The sequence below is a fragment of the Sinorhizobium sp. P24N7 genome (genome assembly GCF_042436655.1).
GTDB classification, from domain to species: Bacteria; Pseudomonadota; Alphaproteobacteria; order Rhizobiales; family Rhizobiaceae; genus Sinorhizobium; species Sinorhizobium meliloti_A.
Window position 1 is genome coordinate 292,598 of the sequence record NZ_JBHMIW010000006.1, and the last position, 20,940, is coordinate 313,537.

Annotated in this window: 22 protein-coding genes; 13 read left to right on the plus strand and 9 right to left on the minus strand. The window is 63.6% G+C overall.

The window, feature by feature from the left end; genetic code table 11:
- The first annotated feature begins 17 nt into the window (after positions 1-17).
- Positions 18-1,844 (plus strand): translational GTPase TypA, encoded by a 1,827-nt coding sequence (gene typA / locus ACFHWW_RS12830; RefSeq protein WP_338284009.1) that lies wholly within the window; start codon positions 18-20, stop codon positions 1,842-1,844.
- Positions 1,845-2,155: 311 nt separating this feature from the next.
- A complete protein-coding gene (locus ACFHWW_RS12835; RefSeq protein WP_003531187.1) occupies positions 2,156-2,662 on the plus strand; it encodes a GNAT family N-acetyltransferase in 507 nt (168 codons plus the stop codon).
- Positions 2,663-2,708: 46 nt separating this feature from the next.
- Here ACFHWW_RS12835 and ACFHWW_RS12840 read toward each other — a convergent pair whose 3' ends face one another.
- Positions 2,709-3,311: a hypothetical protein gene (locus ACFHWW_RS12840; protein ID WP_379938535.1), complete on the minus strand. Its 603-nt coding sequence runs from the start codon at positions 3,309-3,311 to the stop codon at positions 2,709-2,711.
- 157 nt (positions 3,312-3,468) lie between these two features.
- On the opposite strand from ACFHWW_RS12840, the gene ppa reads away from it, so the two are divergent.
- Positions 3,469-4,002 carry an inorganic diphosphatase gene (gene ppa, locus ACFHWW_RS12845; RefSeq protein WP_003531185.1) on the plus strand — a complete coding sequence of 178 codons (534 nt, stop codon included), beginning with the start codon at positions 3,469-3,471 and terminating at the stop codon, positions 4,000-4,002.
- Positions 4,003-4,839: 837 nt separating this feature from the next.
- Here ppa and ACFHWW_RS12850 read toward each other — a convergent pair.
- Positions 4,840-5,133, minus strand: coding sequence for a YggT family protein (locus ACFHWW_RS12850; protein ID WP_003531184.1), 294 nt, complete (start codon positions 5,131-5,133; stop codon positions 4,840-4,842).
- 232 nt (positions 5,134-5,365) lie between these two features.
- Here ACFHWW_RS12850 and ACFHWW_RS12855 point away from each other — a divergent pair, with 232 nt between their 5' ends.
- Positions 5,366-6,613, plus strand: a complete 1,248-nt coding sequence (locus ACFHWW_RS12855) for an MFS transporter (protein WP_275597204.1) — start codon at positions 5,366-5,368, stop codon at positions 6,611-6,613.
- Positions 6,614-6,623: 10 nt separating this feature from the next.
- Here ACFHWW_RS12855 and ACFHWW_RS12860 read toward each other — a convergent pair whose 3' ends face one another.
- The 6 genes from ACFHWW_RS12860 to hemC all read right to left on the minus strand — a co-directional run bounded on the left by ACFHWW_RS12860 (position 6,624) and on the right by hemC (position 12,745).
- Positions 6,624-7,397 (minus strand): glutamine amidotransferase, encoded by a 774-nt coding sequence (locus ACFHWW_RS12860; protein ID WP_100672772.1) that lies wholly within the window; start codon positions 7,395-7,397, stop codon positions 6,624-6,626.
- Positions 7,398-7,399: 2 nt separating this feature from the next.
- Positions 7,400-7,879: a TerB family tellurite resistance protein gene (locus tag ACFHWW_RS12865; protein WP_018097317.1), complete on the minus strand. Its 480-nt coding sequence runs from the start codon at positions 7,877-7,879 to the stop codon at positions 7,400-7,402.
- Positions 7,880-7,914: 35 nt separating this feature from the next.
- Positions 7,915-9,567, minus strand: a complete 1,653-nt coding sequence (locus ACFHWW_RS12870; protein WP_379938538.1) for a heme biosynthesis protein HemY — start codon at positions 9,565-9,567, stop codon at positions 7,915-7,917.
- Positions 9,568-9,585: 18 nt separating this feature from the next.
- The gene (locus ACFHWW_RS12875) at positions 9,586-10,887 is read right to left on the minus strand and encodes a COG4223 family protein (protein WP_379938540.1); all 1,302 of its coding nucleotides are present in this window, start codon (positions 10,885-10,887) and stop codon (positions 9,586-9,588) included.
- Between the two features lie 216 nt (positions 10,888-11,103).
- Positions 11,104-11,811 carry a uroporphyrinogen-III synthase gene (locus ACFHWW_RS12880; RefSeq protein ID WP_379938542.1) on the minus strand — a complete coding sequence of 236 codons (708 nt, stop codon included), beginning with the start codon at positions 11,809-11,811 and terminating at the stop codon, positions 11,104-11,106.
- 4 nt (positions 11,812-11,815) lie between these two features.
- The gene (gene hemC, locus ACFHWW_RS12885; protein WP_324762464.1) at positions 11,816-12,745 is read right to left on the minus strand and encodes a hydroxymethylbilane synthase; all 930 of its coding nucleotides are present in this window, start codon (positions 12,743-12,745) and stop codon (positions 11,816-11,818) included.
- A 171-nt stretch (positions 12,746-12,916) separates the two neighbouring features.
- Between hemC and tsaD the strand changes: the two genes are divergently transcribed.
- Genes tsaD through ACFHWW_RS12910 form a run of 5 tightly spaced genes read left to right on the plus strand, consistent with a single transcriptional unit; the run spans position 12,917 to position 16,454 of the window.
- The gene (tsaD, locus tag ACFHWW_RS12890) at positions 12,917-14,014 is read left to right on the plus strand and encodes a tRNA (adenosine(37)-N6)-threonylcarbamoyltransferase complex transferase subunit TsaD (RefSeq protein WP_379938544.1); all 1,098 of its coding nucleotides are present in this window, start codon (positions 12,917-12,919) and stop codon (positions 14,012-14,014) included.
- Positions 14,015-14,024: 10 nt separating this feature from the next.
- On the plus strand, positions 14,025-15,023 hold the full coding sequence (locus ACFHWW_RS12895) for an NAD(P)H-dependent glycerol-3-phosphate dehydrogenase (RefSeq protein ID WP_338284014.1): 999 nt from the start codon (positions 14,025-14,027) through the stop codon (positions 15,021-15,023).
- A 17-nt stretch (positions 15,024-15,040) separates the two neighbouring features.
- Entirely contained in the window at positions 15,041-15,334 is a 294-nt protein-coding gene (locus ACFHWW_RS12900) for a YciI-like protein (RefSeq protein ID WP_100672779.1), read from the plus strand.
- A 6-nt stretch (positions 15,335-15,340) separates the two neighbouring features.
- A complete protein-coding gene (locus ACFHWW_RS12905) occupies positions 15,341-15,772 on the plus strand; it encodes an EVE domain-containing protein (protein ID WP_100672780.1) in 432 nt (143 codons plus the stop codon).
- Positions 15,773-15,785: 13 nt separating this feature from the next.
- On the plus strand, positions 15,786-16,454 hold the full coding sequence (locus tag ACFHWW_RS12910) for a class I SAM-dependent methyltransferase (protein WP_379938547.1): 669 nt from the start codon (positions 15,786-15,788) through the stop codon (positions 16,452-16,454).
- A 16-nt stretch (positions 16,455-16,470) separates the two neighbouring features.
- Here ACFHWW_RS12910 and ACFHWW_RS12915 read toward each other — a convergent pair whose 3' ends face one another.
- Positions 16,471-17,094, minus strand: a complete 624-nt coding sequence (locus tag ACFHWW_RS12915; protein WP_379938549.1) for a hypothetical protein — start codon at positions 17,092-17,094, stop codon at positions 16,471-16,473.
- A 304-nt stretch (positions 17,095-17,398) separates the two neighbouring features.
- On the opposite strand from ACFHWW_RS12915, the gene sdhC reads away from it, so the two are divergent.
- The 4 genes from sdhC to ACFHWW_RS12935 are packed head-to-tail and all read left to right on the plus strand — an operon-like array spanning position 17,399 to position 20,830.
- Positions 17,399-17,791 (plus strand): succinate dehydrogenase, cytochrome b556 subunit, encoded by a 393-nt coding sequence (gene sdhC / locus ACFHWW_RS12920; protein ID WP_018097306.1) that lies wholly within the window; start codon positions 17,399-17,401, stop codon positions 17,789-17,791.
- Between the two features lie 11 nt (positions 17,792-17,802).
- Positions 17,803-18,183, plus strand: a complete 381-nt coding sequence (sdhD, locus tag ACFHWW_RS12925; protein WP_100672783.1) for a succinate dehydrogenase, hydrophobic membrane anchor protein — start codon at positions 17,803-17,805, stop codon at positions 18,181-18,183.
- Positions 18,184-18,190: 7 nt separating this feature from the next.
- Entirely contained in the window at positions 18,191-20,032 is a 1,842-nt protein-coding gene (gene sdhA, locus ACFHWW_RS12930) for a succinate dehydrogenase flavoprotein subunit (RefSeq protein WP_026168837.1), read from the plus strand.
- Between the two features lie 18 nt (positions 20,033-20,050).
- On the plus strand, positions 20,051-20,830 hold the full coding sequence (locus ACFHWW_RS12935; RefSeq protein ID WP_003531162.1) for a succinate dehydrogenase iron-sulfur subunit: 780 nt from the start codon (positions 20,051-20,053) through the stop codon (positions 20,828-20,830).
- The last annotated feature ends 110 nt before the right edge of the window (positions 20,831-20,940 follow it).

Sequence of the window (20,940 nt, forward strand, 5' to 3'; positions counted from 1 at the left end):
ACTTTCCGAGACAAAAAATGAGCATTCGCAACATCGCGATCATCGCGCACGTCGACCATGGGAAAACCACGCTCGTCGACGAACTCCTGAAGCAGTCGGGCTCCTTCCGCGAAAACCAGCGCGTCGCCGAGCGCATGATGGATTCCAACGAACTGGAAAAGGAACGCGGCATCACCATCCTCGCCAAGGCGACTTCGGTCGAGTGGAAGGGTACGCGCATCAATATCGTCGATACCCCCGGCCACGCCGACTTCGGCGGTGAAGTCGAGCGCATTCTGTCGATGGTGGACGGCGCCATCGTTCTGGTCGACGCCGCCGAAGGCCCGATGCCGCAGACGAAATTCGTCGTGGGCAAGGCCCTCAAGGTCGGTCTTCGGCCGATCGTGGCGATCAACAAGATCGATCGTCCCGATGCCCGTCACGAGGAAGTCATCAACGAGGTATTCGATCTCTTCGCGGCGCTGGACGCGACCGATGAGCAGCTCGACTTCCCGATTCTCTACGGTTCCGGCCGTAACGGCTGGATGAACGTCGCGCCGGAAGGTCCGCAGGATCAGGGCCTGGCACCGCTCCTCGATCTCGTTCTCGATCACGTTCCGGAGCCGAGCGTCGGCGAAGGTCCGTTCCGGATGATCGGCACCATTCTGGAAGCCAATCCCTTCCTCGGCCGCATCATCACCGGGCGCATTCATTCCGGTTCGATCAAGCCGAACCAGGCGGTCAAGGTCCTCGGGCAGGACGGCAAGGTGCTCGAATCCGGACGCATCTCCAAGATTCTTGCATTCCGCGGCATCGAGCGTCAGCCGATCGAGGAAGCCCATGCGGGCGACATCGTGGCGATCGCCGGCCTCTCCAAGGGTACCGTCGCCGACACGTTCTGTGATCCGGCCGTCAACGAGCCGCTGAAGGCACAGCCGATCGATCCGCCGACCGTCACCATGTCCTTCCTCGTCAACGATTCTCCGCTCGCCGGCACCGAAGGCGACAAGGTCACTTCGCGCGTCATCCGCGACCGCCTGTTCAAGGAGGCCGAGGGCAACGTCGCGTTGAAGATCGAGGAATCGTCCGAGAAGGATTCGTTCTACGTGTCGGGCCGAGGCGAACTGCAGCTCGCGGTCCTGATCGAAACGATGCGCCGCGAGGGCTTCGAGCTCGCCGTCTCGCGTCCGCGGGTGGTCATGCACAAGGATGAGAACGGGCAGCTTCTGGAGCCGATCGAAGAGGTCGTCATCGACGTCGACGAGGAGCATTCGGGCGTCGTCGTCCAGAAAATGTCCGAACGCAAGGCCGAAATGGCCGAGCTTCGCCCGTCCGGCGGCAACCGCGTGCGGCTGGTGTTCTTCGCGCCGACCCGCGGTCTCATCGGCTATCAGTCCGAGCTTCTGACCGATACGCGCGGCACGGCGATCATGAACCGTCTGTTCCACGACTATCAGCCCTACAAGGGCGAGATCGGCGGCCGGGTGAACGGTGTTCTGCTCTCGAACGACGCCGGCGAATCCGTCGCCTATGCGATGTTCAATCTCGAAGATCGCGGCCCGATGATCATCGACGCAGGTGAAAAGGTCTATGCCGGCATGATCATCGGCATCCACACGCGCGACAACGATCTGGAAGTCAACGTCCTCAAGGGCAAGAAGCTCACCAATATGCGCGCGTCCGGCAAGGACGAGGCGGTAAAGCTGACGCCGCCGATCCGCATGACGCTCGACCGGGCGCTGTCATGGATCCAGGACGACGAACTGGTCGAGGTCACGCCGAAGTCGATCCGGCTCCGCAAGATGTATCTCGATCCGAACGAGCGCAAGCGCTTCGAGAAGTCGCGGACGGCCGGCGCGGCTTAAGGGCTGGACGAGGAACCGGAACGTCCCTCATCCGGCCTGCCGGCCACCTTTTCCCGTTCTGACGGGCAGAAGGCGGCTCCCGGCTGAACCCGAGGAGAGGGCGAGTCCGACCCTTCTGATTTCGTCGATCTTACGAACCCCGGAGCCATCCGGGGTTTTTGCTGTGTGTGCCTTTCGCGGGCGGCTTGCGGATAAAGTTAAAAAGGCGTTAACCTTGGGGCAGGTGCCGTTAAAGTTGCCTGTGGGTTAACGCCGCGCGACAGTCCGGCGGGATTCCTGTCCGCCGCGTCGTGTGTTTAGAGTCGCAAGTCATGAAGACTGTTTCGATCGAGGTTCGGCCTGGGGAGCCGCATGAGGCGGCGGCAATCGCCGACGTGCATCGCGTTTCCTGGTTGCAGGCCTATGGCGGCATCATTCCGCACCGCCCCCTTGTCCGAATGGTCAATCGGCGCGACGAGACCTGGTGGCGCAAGGCCACGCGCGGACCGGCGACCCTTCTCGTCGTCGACGTCGCCGGCACGATAGCCGGCTATGCGACGCTGGGCCTGAGCCGGGCGCGAGCGCTGCCGCAGGAAGGCGAAATCTACGAGATATATCTCAGGCCGGAATATCAGGGCATCGGCCTCGGACGTGTCCTTTTCGGGGAAGCAAAGAGCCTTCTAAAGTCGCTCGGCTGCGAAGGGCTGGTCGTCTGGTGCCTGGAAGACAGCGCGAACGCCTATAATTTCTTCCATTCGGCAGGCGGTCGCGATATTGCCGAAGGGATGGAGGATTTCGGCGAGAAGCACCTGAAGAAGGTCGGTTTCGTCTGGAGTTGAGGAGTGCCGCGAGGCGCTGTCATCGGTCCGGGCGTTTAGGATAGCCTCATTTCGGCAGGAAGTGCATGGGTTCGCCCGCCTTGTCGCCGCGATTTCCGTGATAGGATGCCTGGTCCGTGCCGCAGCGGAAGCTTGCGGCTCTTTCGTCGGCTATCCTGCGCGCCAGCGTGTTCGCATCGGCATTGGCGAGCGCGTCGACATAGCCGATGACGCAGCCGTCGCCGTCCTCCTTCTGCGCGACCTTCGAAATTACCAGAACCTGTCCCTGGAACGCCTTCGTGCTCCTGTCCGTCTGCGGATCCGGGTTCTCAATAATCCAGCGCAGGATGGCGGCGACCGGCTTCCTGCTGTCGTCGAGGCGCCATTCGACGGTGGTTTCGGCATGGTTGAAGGGACCGAAACTCTCGAAGCCGTTCTCCAGATAGCTTTGCCTGACATGGCCGAAGAAGAAGCTCTGGCGGATATCGCTCTCGATGAAATGGACGGGATAGTCACCTATCCCGGGACAAAGGCTTTGCGACGAGGCGCCTTCCCACTCGCGCAGGAGCCGGCACTTGTCGCGGCTGGCGTCTGTGTAGACGCTGTCATTGGCAAGTGCAGGCGCAGAGATCAGGGCGGCGGAAAGAAAACAGCGAAGTTTCGGGCGCATTGTCTCTCCTGCGAAGATAAATATCAGCCCCGCCCCTTTTTAGCCGCGTGGCGTGCCTAGAGCAAATCCGCCCGCCCGGAACCAAAGTCATGTTGCATCGCGGCATGTTTCCCTTTATCCGACGGGACGACTTTTCAAACGACCCCTGGAGGTGCTCATGCGGATCGACGCGATTTCCATCGGAAAGAATCCACCGGAAGATGTCAATGTAATCGTGGAAGTCCCGGTCGGCGGACATCCGATCAAATACGAAATGGACAAGGAGGCCGGCACGCTGGTGGTCGATCGCTTCCTCTACACGCCGATGACCTATCCGGGCAATTACGGCTTCGTGCCGCACACGCTTTCCGACGACGGCGATCCGATCGACGTGCTGATCTGCAATACCCGTCCGCTGGTTCCGGGCTGCGTCATCAATGTCCGCCCGATCGGCGTGATGATGATGGAAGACAATTCCGGCCAGGACGAAAAGATCATCGCGGTTCCCTCCGCCCATCTGACCAAGCGCTACGACAAGGTGCACGATTACACCGACCTGCCGGAAATCACCCTCAAGCAGATCGAGCATTTCTTCGAGCACTACAAGGATCTGGAGCCCGGCAAGTGGGTGAAGATCTTCGGCTGGAAGGATGCCAGCATGGCCAAGCAGCTGATCCGGGAAGCGGTCGAGCGCGCCAAGACGAAGAAATAATCGTTTCGTTGTTTTTCCGAAACTGAAAACCTCCGGCTCGACCTCGATCCGGAGGTTTTTTGCGCTTTGGATCAGGACGATCTTAGGTCGGGTCGCCGTAAACTCTCGAATAGGTCGACAGGCGGGACGCGGGCGAAACCGCACAAACTTTTACTCATCCCTGCTCTGGGGCGTGTTGAGATCCGGGCCACCCGCCGCCGCTTGTTTGATCTCCTCATTCCTGTGCTTGTCACAGGAATCCAGCCAGACCAAGTCCTTGGGCTGAAAGGCTCTTCCGCGCCGCAGACGCGGCGCTGCTGGATCCCTGTGACGAGCACAGGGATGAAGGTGGAGAGGGTGCGGTCCTCGGCGCGTCTCATGAACCGTGAAGAGAGTGAGGCGGCGCGGAAGGCGGGCACGCCCGTGTACAGCGTTCCGCTTCGCTTCGATGCAGATGTAGACGTAGCCCTTTATCGCGTGGCAGGTTGGCCATTCCCTCGCACATTGGCAAGCGAAAGTTATAGTAGCCGCACATCTCCCGGTCCCTCATTCCTGTGCTTGCACAGGAATCCAGCCAGACCAAGTCCTTGGGCTGAAAGAACTCCTTCCGCGCCGCAGACGCGGCGCTGCTCTCATCCCTGTGACGAGCACAGAGATGACGCAAAGAGGAGAGAATGCAGTTTCCGAAAAGTTTCCTACAGCGCCGCGCGTCTTAGGAGACGCGCAAAGGTCGCTGCAGCACTTTGAGCTGCTGTATGTTTTTGTCCTTTGATCGGCTAGGATCAAAGGAAACATGCAGGTGGCGCACGGTCGGTACTCAAGAAATTCAAGCGCATCGCCATGCGTGCCGACATCTCCTTAGCGCAGCAGCGCAGGAGCGATGGTGGTGTTCAGGAAGAGCTGGATGAAATAGAGGATCACCAGCACGACGAGCGGCGAAAGGTCGACGCCGCCCATGTCGGGCAGGACGCGCCGGATCGGCCGGTAGAGCGGTTCGGTCAACTGATAGAGCGAGCGGCCGATCATGTTGATCGCCTGATTGTTCACGTTGATCACGTTGAACGCATAGAGCCAGGAGAAGATGGCCGAGGCGATGATCAGGAACCACGCAATGTTGATGATGAAATTCAAGGTGCCGATGACAGCAAGCATGCCAGTCTCCAATTCGTTGTTGACAGACATGTAGACATTAGGAACTAAACGAGCAAGTACGCCGGCCCGTCTCGCGCGATCATGTCAATGGCACGGAGCGCGCCTTTCTTCCCTTCCCTGCAGTGCTCAGCGGTCTTCCGATGCGCAAGGATCGCTGCAGGATTCAATTTCCGCACGCTCCCGCTGTTCGATCGGCGACGATATCAGGAGCCTGCAGCAGGAGCATTTCAGCATGTCGGCCGTCCATGCCGCGCACCGCTTCGCCGCCTTCAGGCATGTCGGCTACCGGCGTTATTTCTTCTCCCGCCTGCTCGCCTATTTCGCCGTCCAGATCATGTCCGTGGCCGTCGGCTGGCAGATCTACGATCTCACGCGGGATCCTTTCTCGCTCGGTCTCATCGGCCTTTTCCAGTTTCTGCCCTCCCTCGCCCTCATTCTCGTGACGGGCAGCGTGGCGGATCGCTACAATCGCCGGGCGATCATGGGCATCTGCATGCTGGTCAGCACGCTCTGCGGCGCAGCACTTCTGCTTTTGACGGTGACGGGGCTGTTTTCACCCTGGCCGGTTTACGCGATCCTTGTCGTCTTCGGCATAGAGCGGGCTTTTCTGGGGCCCGCTTCCCAATCGCTGGCGCCCAATCTGGTGCCTGCGGAAGACCTGCCCAATGCAATCGCCTGGAACTCGACCTCCTGGCAGACGGCGATGATCGTCGGCCCGGTGGCTGGTGGGCTCCTCTACGGATTCGGCCCGACCGTGCCCTATGCGGTCAGCCTCGGCTTCTTCGCCGCCGGCGCCCTGATGGTCTTCGCCGTGCCGAAGCCCGCGAGGCGCTCGCCGCCGTCGGCCGCAAGCTGGCAGACGATCACCGCGGGTTTCCGCTACATCAAGGCCGAGAAGATCGTGCTGGGGGCGATCTCGCTCGATCTGTTCGCCGTGCTGCTCGGCGGCGCCGTCGCGCTCATGCCGGTCTTCGCGCGGGACATCCTGACGCTCGGGCCGTGGGGCCTCGGCCTCCTGCGGGCCGCACCCGGTGTCGGTGCGGTCGGCATGGCGGTGTGGCTGGCCGCCCACCCGATCCGCAATCGGGCCGGTCTCTATATGTTCGTCGGCGTCGCCCTTTTCGGCCTCGCGACGGTCGTTTTCGGCCTTTCGGCGACGCCCTGGATATCGATCGCCGCACTCGTCGTCATGGGCGCTTCCGACATGATCTCGGTCTATGTGCGCGAGATCCTGATTACGCTCTGGACCCCGGATGAGCTGCGCGGCCGCGTGAACGCCGTCAACATGGTGTTCGTCGGTGCTTCCAACGAACTCGGCGAGTTCCGCGCCGGCATGATGGCGTCCGGCTTCGGCGCGGTCTTCGCGGTCGTCTTCGGCGGCGCAGGCACGCTTTTCGTGTCGCTGCTGTGGGCACTCGGCTTTCCGCAATTGCGCCGGATCGACACGCTGGATGTGCCGGAGGCGCAGCGGAGGGGGTGATTGGGAGGGCTCAGGAAGCGGGCAATTGCTGCTGCACGCCGCGATCGCGCCCTCTCACAGCCCCGCCCTCCATAAAAATCAGCTCCAGAAAATTCTCCATCCATGTCCGCAAGGGATGGTCGTGCAGCATGCGGCCCTCCAGATGCGCTTTGCCCAGCTGGGCACCGGGGAGCTCGAAGCGATGGGCGCCGTGCACCACCCAGCGATGCATCATCGCCCGCGTCAGCTCGCCGTGGAACTGGATGCCCCAGGCATTTTCGCCGTAGCGGAAGGCCTGGTTGGGGTAGGTATCGCCGGTTGCCAGCAATTCGGCGCCCTTCGGCAGGTCGAAGCCTTCGCGGTGGAAGTGATAGACCATCGCCGGCCAGTCCATCAGGGCCTTGCCGGCCTGCGTGGCTCTCAAGGGATACCAGCCGATCTCGGTGATGCCTTCGTGATGGGCTGCGACCTTGCCGCCGAGATTTCGGGCCAGCATCTGCGCCCCGAGGCAGATTCCGAGATAGGGCTTGTTTTCCAGAAGCGGCACGGACAGCCAGTCGATTTCGCGCCGTACGAACTCCTCCTCGTCATTGGCGCTCATCGGTCCGCCGAAGATGATCGTCCCCGAATGCGCTTCCAGCGTGGGCGGCAGCTCGTCGCCGAGCGCGGGGCGGCGGATGTCGAGCGAAAAGCCCTTCCGCTCGAGAATGTGGCCGACACGGCCGGCGCTCGAGCGCTCCTGGTGAAGCACGATGAGGATGGGTCTCTTGGCGTCTCTTTGGGTGTCTGGGACCTCTGGCGGCATCGTCAGCTTTCCTGTTGCGCCTCGTTTTCCTCCACCATGTCGATCTTGGCGGCTGCTTCCTGGCGTTTCAAGACCCGGTCACGCCCGGAAACGCCGAGGAGGTCGGCAATCCGCCAGATCACGTGATCTTCCATCTCGCTGCGCGCACCGTCCGCGTAAACGATTTCCCACAGCATGCCGACGAGCTCGATGCGTTGCTCCTCGGGCAGGTGCCGCTTTATATCCGACGTGAACTGGTAGAAATCGATCGCTTCGCTCTCGGCGCTCTCGCCGGCCGCGACCAGGGCGTTGAGAGCGGCATCGTCAAGCTTGTAATGCTCCTTGATGAGCTTGCGCATCTTGCGGCGCTCGGAGCTGCGGACCGCGCCGTCCGCTTCCATGACCTGAAAGCAGAGGCCGATCACCGCCACGCGGGGGTCTCCCACTTCAATCCGCGCCGAGCCCGTCATTCCTTCCAGAAATGCGCGAAAACGTTCAAACATGCACTATCGCCTGCAGCCTGTGGATATGTCGGGGTTCAGAAAAGACGGAAGTTGGCGGTGGTCCGTTCCGCCGCCGCCGGTTCGCGCACGCCCGGATCGTCCGGGGGGCGGCCGAAAAAGGGATCCGGCGCCTCCTCCGCATCCTTGTCCTTTGCGGGCGATGCGGCCGGTTCCTTCCGGTCGGGAACGGTGATCGCCTTCTCCGGCTCGACCCGTTCTTTCTCGTCCCGCTCTCCTTCGGCCCGTTCTCTGTCAGTTTGCTCGCGCTCCGCTGGCGGGGCAGCCTCGACCGTCCGTTCAGAAGCCGGTTCCTCGGCGGGGCGGAGCACCGTCGCGACTGGCGGGAGGCTGCGAATTGCCTGGTCGGGGTTCAGATGCCCGTCCTCCGTTGCCGCCGCGATCTGCGACGGCGGAGCCTTCCACTCGAAAGCGTCGAGTCTGCCGCTGACCGGCGAGACCGGCAGCCAGACGGGCGAGGTGACGCCGTCGGCGGTCCAGGCCGGATCACGCGGGCTCTTCAGTGCCTGCGCCATCCAGTGCCGGATACGGCCCTCGTCGCCGGTGTCGGCCTCCTCGATATCCGCGAGCAGCAGAAAAATGCTCTCCCTCGGCTCGAGCCGGGCGGCGGCCTCTGCCTTTGACCGGGCAAGAGCGAGCTCGCGCGCATCGAGCGCCGCCTCGGCGACGGTCGCCAGTGCGACGGCATTGTTGCTGCGGAGCGATTCGAGCTTCTTCGCCCGCTTCAGACGGTCCAGGGTGGAATCGCCGCCGCGCGCCCGCACATAGAGGCGCGCAATGTCCGGATGCGGATCCGATTTCCACATCCTCTCGAGGATCGAAGCACCCTTGCGCAGATTGTCCTCGCGAAAGAGCGCCTTGGCGGCAACGAGGGCCGCCGGCACGAGGCGGTCGTCCAGCTTCAGCGCCGCCTGCGCGTCGTCCCGCGCGGATTTCGGGTCTGCATCCAATCTTTCCATTGCCCGCGCCGTCAGAAGAACGGCCTTTTTCCGGTCCGCTTCCTTCCTTTCGAGCACATGGGCGGCGTGGCTCTGATCGAGCAGACGGATCGCCTCATCCCACTGGCGCGCCTGGCTGCGATGGTCGAGCGTTGCCAGGGTCGCCCACGGCAAGTGCGGCGCCTTCTCGGAGGCACGCTCGGCGTATTGGCGCGCGGCCTCGTTGGCGCCGAGGCGCTTGGCTTCAAGATAGAGCCCGCGCAGGCCGAGTTCGCGCGTCTCCGGGTCGTCCGCCATTGCCTCGAATTTCTTGCGTGCGTCGTCGTATTTGCCTTCGATCAGCGCGGTCTGCGCCTCGAGCAGATGGATGAGCGGCTCCTGATCCGAGCTGATGAGGTTCCGCGTGCGTGCGGCCATCTTGCGGGCGAGATTGGCGTCGCCGGCGCCGGCCGCGATCAGGCCGGTCGACAATGCCTGATAGCCCCGGTCGCGCTTGCGGGCGCGAAAGTAACGCGTGACGGTGTGCGGCGACAGCCAGATCGTGCGAAGCAGCCAGACGACGATCAGAACGGCAGCGAAGAGCGAGATCAGGATCGAGGCGGCGCGCATCAGGCTCATCTCGATGAGCTGGCCCTGCCAGATCAGCGACAATTCCCCCGGACGATCCGCGAGCCAGGCAAAGCCGAGAGCCAGGCAAAGGACGAGGAGTACGAAGAACAGTATCCGGATCATATGGTCTTCTTTCTCCCGCTAACCTTGCTTGCCCGTGCGCGTCATGGTGCCGGCGACGGCGGCATCGATCACCGTTTCGACGCCAAGCCGCCGGTCGAGCTTCTCTTTGAACCCCTGGCCAGCGGATTTCGCGGCTTCGGGAAGGCTGTCCCATTCGAGCGATGCGCCCTTGAGATCGCCGTTGTCGAGCTTGTCTTCGATGCGGGCGATCACCGCTTCCGGCGTGTCGCCTTCGACGCTGCCGACCGGCCGCACGCGAATGCCCGACATGGCGCTGGAGACGAGGCGATCGAAAATGCCCTGATCGGGATTGGGCCGATGCAGCGCGTCCAGCATCGCGTCCGCCGCCGGCCGGAAACTTTCCCTCAATTCCGTCCGTGTGGGGACCCCCGTCGCGGCGACATCGGCCAGCTCTTTGACGACCGGATCCTCGGGGGCGATGCTGCGCAATGCGTCGAGTTCGGCGAGGAACGGCCCGCCGCGATCGATCGCCGTCTTCAGCGCGGTGACGGCAACGGCTTTCGCCATCTCGATATCGTTCGCAGGCTCGTTGAGCTTCTGCTCCGCCTGGTCGATACGGCCGGCAAGTTCTGCCCTGGCGGCGTCCGCTGCCTGGCGAGCCTCGGCAAGCTCGGTCTTCAGGGCGGCCATTTCATTCGTCAGATTGGCAACCTCCGCTTCGAGCGCCTTGATTTCGGGAGCGTCCGCCGCAGCTGCGCCGGGCTCTCGGGCCGCCTGTTCCAGAGCGGCGAGGCGGTTTTCCAAAGGGGCGACGTCCACTGTCGCGGCCGGAGCCTGCGCCTGAAGCTCGGCCTTGATCGCTTCGATCTCGCTCGCAAGGTTCTGCTCGGTACCCGGCTGCTCCGGTCCGGGCGCCGGAACGTAGCCGGCATATTGCAGCACGCCGGCACCGGCAAGCGCTATGAGACCGCCGAGGATGCCGGCTGCAAGCGCACCTGCGCCTGTGGCCTGTCTCCTCTTTGCCTCGGGCTGTTCGCCGTTGGCCGCGTGCGGAAGCTCCGCGTCGAAGGCGGCCGCAGCCGCGTCGGCGCGTGCCTCCTCCGTCTCGGTCTCCTCTTGCGGATCGCCCGCCGGCAAAGGAGGTTCGCCGATGCCGGCTTCGTTGCTTTCGACTTCGCCGGTCCTCACTTCGCCGGCTTCAGCCGCCTCGCTTGTCGAAATATCCGCCGGCTTGCCCGGTGCCGCATCCGGCCCGGCCGCTGCCTCGCCCGCTGCAGGTTCGGTCTTCTCCGCCTCGAGATCGATCGTCAACGGTTCTTTCCCGGGTTTCGAGCGGCGCGGCGGCTTTTCCGATGCCATGGTCACCTCTTTTACCGTTTCATTGCCTGTCGGTCGGGCCTGAGCGGATCTGCAGCAGGAACGCTCCGCACCTTCCTCCGTTCTAAACGCAAACCTAGTCAGCGAGGATGACGAGGGAAAGCCCCAGACCATGCTTTTTGACGGAAATGGCCCAGATGACCCGAGCAATGTGCATAAGGCAGGCGGAAAACCGGCGCCGACTTTGCTGATTTGGCCTCAAAGAAGCCGCAAGAGATTTTCCTCGTCCGGCGCTGCCGCGACCCCGCAGACAAGACCGTCCGGCAGGGTCTCTCTTATCGGCCAGCTCAGGCAGAGAAAGCGCGAGGCGAGGTCCGCGGGTTCAAGCCCGCTCTCCCGCAATGCTGCATCCAGGCGCCGCGCGCTCTCGCGGGAATAGAGCATTACCGCATCGAAGGGGCCCGCGCGGAGGAGCCCCGGCAGCGTCTCCGCAGGATAGTGGACCGGCGCCATCCGGTAGCATTCGGCGGTCCTGTGCTCGATTCGCCGTTGGTGCAATGCCCGTTCAAAACCCTCGGTCCGCGGTGAACCGGCGAGATAGACCAGCATTTCGCCTGGGGGGAGAAGGGCAGCGACCGTCTCGGCGAGTCCCTCGCCGGTTCCCGGTCCGATGCGGATGTCGGTAAATCCGAGATCGCCTGCGGCGCGCGCCGTCGCTTCGCCGACTGCAAAGAGCGGTGTTGCAAGGTGTGGCTCAAGCGCCGGACCGAGCGCGCCGAGGACGCGGACCGCCTCCCCGCTGGTGACGGCGATCGCCTGGTGGGGCTCGCTCAATGCTGCCCGAACCGCGCCGGCGAGATGCTGCGCCTGCATAAGCGGCAGGATGACCGCTTCATGACCCATGGCGCTGAGCCTCGCCGCCGTCCTTTCGGCGGCCGGGCGTGGCCGGGTCACGAGCACGCGCATCGGATCAGCTCCAGGTCGAGAAGAAACCCGGCCCCGCCTTGGCGCGGATCCGCTCGCCGGCCTCCTGCCCAAGCCTTTCCGCGTCTGCCGCTTTGCCGTCGATTTCGATCTGGTGGAAGGTGGTGCCGTCGGGCGTCAGGATCATGCCGGCAAAACGGATATGTGTCCCGTCCGATTGCGCGTAGCCGGCGATCGGCGTACGGCAGGAGCCGTCGAGTGTCGCCAGGAAGCCGCGCTCGCAGGAGACCGCCTCGTGTGTGCGGGGGTCGTCGATTGCCGCAAGCAGTGTGTTGATACGGTCGTCGCCGATGCGGGCCTCGACGCAGATCGCGCCCTGAGCCGGCGCCGGCGGAAATTCTTCCGGGTCAAGCAGCTCCGTCGGCACATGCTCCATGCCGAGACGCTTCAGGCCGGCGAAGGCCAGAAGCGTGCCGTCGACCTGACCTTCGGCAAGTTTGCGCAGGCGTGTCTCGACCTGTCCGCGATAGGTGATCACGTCGATATCGGGCCGAAGCCGCCGGATCAGCGCCTGACGGCGCAGCGAAGACGAGCCGACGGTGGCGCCTTGCGGGAGATCGGCGAGCCTTTCGGCCGAACGGCCGACAAAGGCGTCACGGATGTCCTCGCGCGGCAGGAAAGCCGAAAGGAACAGCCCGTCCGGCAGCTTCGTCGGCATGTCCTTGGACGAATGTACGGCGAAGTCGAGGTCTCCCGACAGAAGCTGCTCCTCGAGCTCTTCGGTGAACAGGCCCTTGCCGCCGATCTCCGCAAGCGACCTGTCGGTGATCCGGTCGCCCTTCGTGGAAAGAATGACGATCTCGAACATTTCCGGTGGCAGACCATGGGCGGCGGCGAGCCGGTCGCGCGTTTCATGCGTCTGGGCCATCGCCAGCGGGCTGCCGCGCGTGCCGATGCGGAAAGGTTTCGTTTGCATCCTTCGCCATCCGTTGTTACTGCATGCTTCCTTGGATCGGAACCGGTTCAGGACAAAACCATGCAGCAGTTCAAAGCGTTACAGCGTCCCTTGTGCGTCTGAAGGCGCACGGCGCTGTTTGAGTTTCGTGTAACCACCTTTCACTGCGACCGCAATCTTTGAGTATAGCACGTGACGTCCCCGCCTTTGCGCATCCTCGGCATTGAGACAAGCTGCGACGAAACCGCCGCTTCGGTCGTGCTGCGTGACGAAGAGGGCCACGGCCGGATTCTCGGCGACGTGGTGCTGAGCCAGCTGGAAGAGCACAGTGCCTATGGCGGCGTCGTTCCAGAGATCGCGGCACGCGCCCATGTCGAGGCGCTCGACACGCTGATCGAGGAAGCGCTCCTGCGCGCCGGCGTGACGCTCCGTGACATCGACGCGGTCGCTGCGACAAGTGGTCCCGGCCTGATCGGCGGGCTCATCGTCGGGCTGATGACCGGCAAGGCGATCGCGCGGGCGACCGGCAAGCCGCTCTTTGCGGTCAATCACCTCGAAGGTCATGCGCTGACGGCGCGGCTGACCGACGGCCTTTCATTTCCCTATCTGATGCTGCTCGTCTCGGGCGGCCATACACAGTTGATCCTCGTCAAGGGCGTCGGCGAATACGAACGCTGGGGCACGACGATCGACGATGCGCTCGGCGAGGCCTTCGACAAGACCGCAAAGCTGCTCGGTCTTCCCTATCCGGGCGGGCCGGCCGTCGAGCGGGCGGCGCAGGCCGGCAATGCGGAGCGCTTCGATTTTCCCCGGCCGCTCGTGGGTGACGCCAGGCTCGACTTTTCTTTTTCGGGCCTCAAGACCGCCGTCCGCCAGGCCGCACAGTCGCTGGAGCCGGTGACGGATCAGGATATCGCCGACGTCTGTGCCTCTTTCCAGCGCGCCATTTCCCGCACGCTCAGGGACAGGGTCGGGCGCGGCTTGAAGCGGTTCAGGGCTGACTTCGCTTCCGTCGACCAACCGGCTCTCGTCGTGGCCGGCGGGGTTGCCGCGAACCAGACATTGCGCCGGACATTGCAGTCGCTTTGCGACGAGCACGGCTTCCGCTTCATCGCGCCGCCGCTCTCGCTTTGCACCGACAATGCCGCGATGATCGCCTGGGCCGGTGCGGAGCGCCTCGCGGCGGGCCTGCCGGCGGACGGGCTCGATGCGGCTCCGCGTTCGCGCTGGCCGCTCGATTCCGAAGCCAAGGCATTGATCGGCTCCGGCAGACGCGGCGCCAAGGCATGATGGACGGAAGATGAGCGGCAAATCGAAGAGCGCGCAAAAAATCGTGGTCGTCGGGGCGGGCGCCTTCGGAACGGCGCTTTCGGCCGTCGCGGCAGCGAAGGACAAGGCGAATGTCACTCTGCTTGCCCGGCGGGAGGAGGCGGCCGCGCAATGTCGCCGTACCGGGCGGAATGACGCCGTTCTCCCGGGAATTCCGCTTCCCCCGCGCCTTGTCTATTCTTCACAGGCGGCCGCGCTCGAAGACGCCGACATCGTGCTTTTTGCGATGCCTTCGCAAGCGCATCGGGACGCGGCGCGGTGCTACGGTGCCGCGATCGGCGCCAGGGCGATCGTCGTCACCTGCGCCAAGGGCATGGAGCAATCGACCGGCCGACTCCTCACCGACGTTCTCGAAGAGGAGTTGCCGGGCCGCCGCGTCGGGGTGCTTTCCGGCCCGGGCTTTGCCGCCGATATCGCTCGCGGCCTGCCGACCGCCATGGTGATCGCCGCCCCCGATACCGCGATCGCGACGGAGCTTGCGGAGGCGCTTTCCGGGCGGACGTTCCGGCTTTATCCCTCGGCGGACCGCACCGGCGTTCAGCTTGGCGGGGCGCTCAAGAACGTGCTGGCGATCGCCTGCGGCATCGTAGAAGGCGCCGGTCTCGGCGATTCGGCCCGAGCTGCGCTGATCTCGCGCGGGCTTGCGGAAATGTCGCGCTTCATCGTCGCGAGGGGCGGCGAGGCGGACACTGTGCGTGGCCTTTCGGGATTGGGTGACCTCGTGCTGACCGCGACGAGCCACCAGTCGCGCAACCTGCGCTTCGGCATAGCCCTCGGTAAAGACGGCCGGGCTGCCGCCGGCAGCGAGTTGGTGGAGGGCGCTTTTGCCGCATCCGTCGCCGCCCGCGTGGCGGGCGGACTCGGCATCGAGATGCCGGTCACCGAGGCCGTCGCAGCCATCGTCGACGGAAAGCTGGATGTCCGCTCGGCTCTCGAACAACTGATGTCCAGACCGATCACCCACGAATGATGTTTTCAGGAGGATCCATGCTCTTCGCACTGCTCTGCACCGACAAGCCCGGCGCGCTGCAACTCAGGGTCGACACGCGGCCTGACCATGTCGCCTATCTCAACGACCTCAATGCCCGGGGCATCCTGAAGATCGCAGGACCTTTCCTGGGCGCCGACGGCAAGCCGACGGGGAGCCTCGTGATCGTCAAGGCCGACACGCTCGAAGAGGCCAGGGCGCTTGCCGAGGCCGATCCCTATGCGAAGGCGGGTCTCTTCGCCAATGTCGAGATCAAGGCCTACAACTGGGTCTTCAACAATCCGGAGGCTTGAGGGGCGATGGCGTTCTGGCTCTACAAATCCGAACCGGCGAAATGGTCCTGGCAGATGCAGAAGGATGCCGGCGAGAAGGGCACCGAATGGACCGGCGTGCGCAACTACCTGGCGCGCAACAACATGCGGGCGATGAAGATCGGCGACAAGGGTTTCTTCTATCACTCCAACGAGGGGCTCGAGATAGTCGGCATCACCGAGGTCTGCGCGCTGTCGCATCCGGACTCGACGGCAGAGGGCGACGCCCGCTGGGACTGCGTCGACATCCGCGCCGTCAGGGACATGCCACGGCCGGTTTCACTCAAGGAAATCAAGGAAAATCCGAAGCTCGCCAAGATGTCGCTCGTCACGTCGATGCGTCTTTCGGTGCAGCCGGTGACGGATGACGAGTGGATCGAGGTCTGCCGCATGGGCGGGCTGGACAATCCGCCTCGATAGCGACCCGAATGTCGTGAAGACCGATCCCGAAAGCTTCATCCGCGCCAACACAGACATTCTCGCGCCGCCGCACGTGCCGGAAATCCGCCTGCATCTTGCGGGCGAGGCGCATGAATTGTGGCTGAAGACCGAGGAAGAGCTGGAACGGATCGGTCTGCCGCCGCCCTTCTGGGCCTTCGCCTGGGCGGGAGGGCAGGGGCTTGCCCGCTATGTCCTCGATCATCCTGAAACGGTGCGCGGCCGCCGCGTCATCGATTTCGCCTCCGGTTCCGGCCTCGTCGCCATTGCGGCGAAGTTGGCCGGCGCCGATGAGGTCACCGCCGCCGACATCGACCCATGGTCAGAAACGGCCGCGCGGCTGAATGCCGGGCTCAACGGCGTATCGCTCGCCTTCACCGGAGACGATATCGTCGGCTCGGAACGGGCGGCCGACGTCTACCTCGCCGGAGACGTCTTCTACGACAAGAGCTTCGCCGATCTGCTTCTGCCCTGGTTCGACGCGCTCGAACGTGCCGGTGCCGTCGTTCTCGTCGGCGATCCGGGCCGGGCCTATTGTCCACGCGGGCGGATGACTGACCTTGCGACCTACGAGGTGCTGGTGACCCGGGCGCTCGAAGACAGCGAGGTGAAGCGCACGACGGTCTGGCGGTTCGGTCCGGCTGTCGCCGCGGGCGACGATTGAGGGGAACGTCCGCCCTCTACGGCCGGACGACGCAGACGCCGTGCTCCCAGGAGCAAGCGCTGGCGTTTACCTGCGGCGAGACGATGATGATCTTCGCGCGTTTCGAATATGGGCTGGCTGCTGCGGTTTCGCCTGCAAGATAGGCGTAGCCGCCGTCCCGGCTGAAATAGATGCCGTTTCCTTCATCGCGGAACGCCGAAAGGCCGCCGGCATAGGTGCCGATGTCCGGAATGGGTGTCGGGAAGTCGTAACTCCCATAGCTGCCGTAACCGCCGGACGCGTATCCGCCGCCATTGAGGACGATCACAGGACCACGATCGCGTCCGCGGTGAGCGTAACGATGCCGGGAGTATCCCGGCCAGGGATATCTCGGCCGGACATGCCGGGTGCGGGTCTGAACATCGGGCAGGCCCCTGGAATCGGCAGATGCGAAACCGCCGACGATCGTTACTGACCGGTGGCGCGCCTTGCGCCAGGTGTGATGGGGTGTGCGATGCTTGATCCGGACATGACGGGTTCGGGTCTCCACATTGCCGAAACCGTCGCTTTCGGCGGCCCGTGCCGGCAAACCGGCGGGCATCGCAAGTGCGAAGGCCACGACTAGAGCTTTGGCCGCGCGGACCATTTGCGAGGGGTTCATGTCTCGCTGCCTCCGGATCATCGTTAACAAACCGTTAAAGTGCATCCTGCGGCAACCGACGGGAAATGTCACGGATTCAGCTGGGTTTTTTCGTGCATATCGTTAAAAGGCCGGATGTCTCTCCGAGGCGGGAAAATGCCGTTTTCCGTCAAATCGATTAAATTGATTTTGCACTGCAAACACACTTGTCGTGAAGCCCTATGGTGATTAAAGGTCCGGGTGACTGAATTGCGCACAATCGGGTGCGATACCGGACGAAAGAGTCCAGTTTTGGACGCATATCCGGTCATCCCGCGAGGTTCCGATGACGAATGTCACAAGAAGCCGGCCGCTCTCGCCGCATCTTCAAATCTACAAGCCGATCCCCACCATGATCATGTCGATCATGCACCGCATCACCGGCGGCGCGCTCTATTTCGGCACCGTCCTGGTGGCGTGGTGGCTGATCGCCGCTGCTTCGGGCGCTGCCTACTACGACTGGGTGAACTGGCTGTTCGGCACGTTCATCGGCAAGGTCGTCCTCTTCGGCTATACCTGGGCCCTTGTGCACCATCTGCTGGGCGGCATCCGCCACCTCGGCTGGGATCTCGGCTACGGCTATGAGAAGCACTTCGCGACGAGAATGGCGAAGGCCATGATCGTCGCATCGGCGACGCTGACGCTCGTCATCTGGGTCGTCGGCTACCTCGCTCGTTAAGGGACTTCGACATGAATATGCGCACACCTCTCGGCAAGGTCCGGGGTCTCGGTTCGGCAAAGGAAGGCACGGATCACTTCTGGCGGCAGCGCCTCACGGCCGTCGCCAGCATTCCTCTCACGATCTTCTTCGTCGTCTTTCTCGCCCATTATGCGGGCGCACCGCATGCGGAACTGATCGCGGCCCTTGCGAACCCCTTCGTGGCGGTTGCCATGGGGCTGATGGTCGTCGCCGGCCTCGTTCACATGAAGATCGGCATGCAGGTCATCATCGAGGACTACGTCCATGCGGAGGGCGCCAAGATAGCGCTTCTCATGCTCAACACATTCTTCACGATCGCGGTCGGCGGGCTCTGTCTTTTCGCCGTCCTGAAGATCGCTTTTGCAGGGTAATTTCGTCATGGCATCGATCAGTTCACCCGCTGCAAACGGCAAGGCATATCAATATGTCGACCATTCCTTCGACGTCGTCGTCGTCGGCGCCGGCGGGGCGGGCCTGCGCGCGACGCTCGGCATGGCCGAGCAGGGCCTGAGGACGGCCTGCATAACCAAGGTCTTCCCGACGCGTTCGCATACGGTCGCGGCACAGGGCGGCATCGCCGCTTCGCTGCAGAACATGACGCCCGACTGCTGGCAGTGGCATCTTTATGACACCGTCAAGGGCTCCGACTGGCTCGGCGATGTCGACGCCATGCAGTATCTCGCAATGGAAGCGCCGAAGGCGGTCTACGAACTCGAGCACTATGGCGTTCCGTTCTCGCGCAACGAAGAAGGCAAGATCTATCAGCGCCCCTTCGGCGGCCACATGCAGAACTACGGCGAAGGGCCGCCGGTGCAGCGCACCTGTGCTGCCGCCGATCGTACCGGCCACGCGATCCTGCATACGCTTTATGGCCAATCGCTCCGGAACAATGCCGAATTCTTCATCGAATATTTTGCCATCGACCTGATCATGTCGGCTGACGGGCGCTGCACCGGCGTGGTCGCCTGGAACCTCGACGACGGCACGATCCACCGGTTCGCCGCCAAGATGGTGGTGCTGGCGACCGGCGGCTACGGCCGCGCCTATTTCTCAGCGACCTCGGCGCATACCTGCACCGGCGACGGCGGCGGCATGATTGCGCGCGCGGGTCTGCCACTGCAGGATATGGAATTCGTGCAATTCCATCCGACCGGCATTTACGGCGCAGGCTGCCTCATCACCGAAGGCGCCCGCGGCGAGGGCGGCTATCTGGTCAATTCCGAGGGCGAGCGCTTCATGGAGCGCTACGCGCCTTCTGCCAAGGACCTTGCCTCGCGCGACGTCGTTTCCCGCTGCATGACGATGGAAATCCGCGAGGGCCGAGGCGTCGGCAAGAACAAGGACCATATCTTCCTGCATCTCGACCATCTCGATCCCGCAGTGCTGCATGAGCGCCTGCCGGGCATTTCGGAATCGGCGAAGATCTTTGCCGGCGTCGACGTCACGCGCGAGCCGATCCCGGTGCTGCCGACCGTTCACTACAATATGGGCGGCGTGCCGACCAATTACTGGGGCGAAGTGCTGAACGCGGACGGCCAGAACCCGGAGCGAATCGCGCCCGGACTGATGGCCGTCGGCGAAGCCGGCTGCGCCTCGGTGCACGGCGCCAACCGGCTCGGCTCGAACTCGCTGATCGACCTTGTCGTCTTCGGCCGCGCGGCGGCGATCCGCGCCGGCCAGATCATCGACCGCAACGAGGCGGTGCCGGACGTCGACACGGCCTCCTGCGACCGCATCATGGAGCGTTTCGACCGGCTGCGGCACGCCAACGGCACCACGCCCACGGCAGTGCTGCGTGACAAGATGCAGCGCGCCATGCAGGAAGACGCGGCCGTGTTCCGTACGCAGGAGTCGCTCGAATCCGGCTGCCGTCGCCTGTCGGCGATCTGGAAGGAACTGCCAGACGTCAGGGTCACCGACCGCTCGATGATCTGGAACTCGGATCTCGTCGAGACGCTGGAGCTCGAAAACCTGATGGCTAATGCCATCACCACGGTCTACGGCGCCGAGGCGCGCAAGGAAAGCCGCGGCGCGCATGCGCGCGAGGACTACAAGGATGGCCCGCTCGCCGGTCGCGACGACGTCAACTGGCGCAAGCACACGCTTGCCTGGGTCAACGAAGCGGGCGACGTCCGGCTCGATTTTCGTCCGGTGCACACCGAGCTGATCGCCGAAGGCATCGATCCCTACAAGATCGAGCCGAAGGCGCGCGTCTACTGATCTCGAGGACTAAGGCACATGGTTGAACTCGCTCTCCCCAAGAACTCGCAGATCACCGAAGGCAAGGTGTGGCCGAAACCGGTCGGTGCGGCGAACCTGCGCGAATACCGGGTCTATCGCTGGAATCCGGACGATGGCAAAAACCCGCGGATCGATACCTATTACATCGATATCGACGATTGCGGCCCGATGGTTCTGGACGGTCTGCTCTACATCAAGAACAACATCGATCCGACGCTGACGCTGCGCCGCTCCTGCCGCGAAGGCATCTGCGGCTCCTGTGCGATGAATATCGACGGCACCAATACGCTCGCCTGCACCAAGGGCATGGATGAGGTGAAGGGCGCCGTGAAGGTGTATCCGCTGCCGCACATGCCCGTCGTCAAGGACCTCGTGCCCGACCTCACCAATTTCTATGCCCAGCACCGTTCGATCGAGCCCTGGCTGAAAACGGTTTCGCCGACGCCGGCCAAGGAATGGCGGCAGAGCCACGAAGATCGCCTGAAGCTCGACGGCCTCTATGAGTGCATTCTCTGCGCCTGCTGCTCGACCTCCTGTCCGAGCTATTGGTGGAACGGTGACCGCTATCTCGGCCCCGCCGTCCTCCTGCAGGCCTATCGCTGGCTGATCGACTCCAGAGACGAGGCGACCGGCGAGCGTCTCGACAATCTCGAAGATCCGTTCCGGCTCTATCGCTGCCACACGATCATGAACTGCGCCCAGGCCTGTCCGAAGGGGTTGAACCCCGCCAAGGCGATCGGCGAGATCAAGAAGATGCTGGTCGAGCGGCGGTTCTGACCCTTCCGTCCTGCAGGTGTTCTCAGCAGCATTTCAATGGCGGGCCCCGGCCCGCCGTTTTGCTTTCACGTCCGTCACATCGACGTGTTGCTAAGTGATTTGAAACGCGC

What these genes read in the sequence shown, in the direction of transcription:
- hemC (WP_324762464.1), bottom strand. Translation starts at nt 12,745, where the DNA reads ATGCAAACGAAACCTTTCCGCATCGGCACGCGCGGCAGCCCGCTGGCG.
- typA (WP_338284009.1), top strand. Translation starts at nt 18, where the DNA reads ATGAGCATTCGCAACATCGCGATCATCGCGCACGTCGACCATGGGAAA.
- ACFHWW_RS12860 (WP_100672772.1), bottom strand. Translation starts at nt 7,397, where the DNA reads ATGCCGCCAGAGGTCCCAGACACCCAAAGAGACGCCAAGAGACCCATC.
- ACFHWW_RS12850 (WP_003531184.1), bottom strand. Translation starts at nt 5,133, where the DNA reads ATGCTTGCTGTCATCGGCACCTTGAATTTCATCATCAACATTGCGTGG.
- ACFHWW_RS12880 (WP_379938542.1), bottom strand. Translation starts at nt 11,811, where the DNA reads ATGCGCGTGCTCGTGACCCGGCCACGCCCGGCCGCCGAAAGGACGGCG.
- ACFHWW_RS12855 (WP_275597204.1), top strand. Translation starts at nt 5,366, where the DNA reads ATGTCGGCCGTCCATGCCGCGCACCGCTTCGCCGCCTTCAGGCATGTC.
- sdhD (WP_100672783.1), top strand. Translation starts at nt 17,803, where the DNA reads ATGAATATGCGCACACCTCTCGGCAAGGTCCGGGGTCTCGGTTCGGCA.
- ACFHWW_RS12865 (WP_018097317.1), bottom strand. Translation starts at nt 7,879, where the DNA reads ATGTTTGAACGTTTTCGCGCATTTCTGGAAGGAATGACGGGCTCGGCG.
- ACFHWW_RS12895 (WP_338284014.1), top strand. Translation starts at nt 14,025, where the DNA reads ATGAGCGGCAAATCGAAGAGCGCGCAAAAAATCGTGGTCGTCGGGGCG.
- ACFHWW_RS12835 (WP_003531187.1), top strand. Translation starts at nt 2,156, where the DNA reads ATGAAGACTGTTTCGATCGAGGTTCGGCCTGGGGAGCCGCATGAGGCG.
- ACFHWW_RS12915 (WP_379938549.1), bottom strand. Translation starts at nt 17,094, where the DNA reads ATGAACCCCTCGCAAATGGTCCGCGCGGCCAAAGCTCTAGTCGTGGCC.
- ACFHWW_RS12935 (WP_003531162.1), top strand. Translation starts at nt 20,051, where the DNA reads ATGGTTGAACTCGCTCTCCCCAAGAACTCGCAGATCACCGAAGGCAAG.
- ppa (WP_003531185.1), top strand. Translation starts at nt 3,469, where the DNA reads ATGCGGATCGACGCGATTTCCATCGGAAAGAATCCACCGGAAGATGTC.
- ACFHWW_RS12840 (WP_379938535.1), bottom strand. Translation starts at nt 3,311, where the DNA reads ATGCGCCCGAAACTTCGCTGTTTTCTTTCCGCCGCCCTGATCTCTGCG.
- sdhA (WP_026168837.1), top strand. Translation starts at nt 18,191, where the DNA reads ATGGCATCGATCAGTTCACCCGCTGCAAACGGCAAGGCATATCAATAT.
- sdhC (WP_018097306.1), top strand. Translation starts at nt 17,399, where the DNA reads ATGACGAATGTCACAAGAAGCCGGCCGCTCTCGCCGCATCTTCAAATC.
- ACFHWW_RS12875 (WP_379938540.1), bottom strand. Translation starts at nt 10,887, where the DNA reads ATGGCATCGGAAAAGCCGCCGCGCCGCTCGAAACCCGGGAAAGAACCG.
- ACFHWW_RS12905 (WP_100672780.1), top strand. Translation starts at nt 15,341, where the DNA reads ATGGCGTTCTGGCTCTACAAATCCGAACCGGCGAAATGGTCCTGGCAG.
- ACFHWW_RS12870 (WP_379938538.1), bottom strand. Translation starts at nt 9,567, where the DNA reads ATGATCCGGATACTGTTCTTCGTACTCCTCGTCCTTTGCCTGGCTCTC.
- ACFHWW_RS12900 (WP_100672779.1), top strand. Translation starts at nt 15,041, where the DNA reads ATGCTCTTCGCACTGCTCTGCACCGACAAGCCCGGCGCGCTGCAACTC.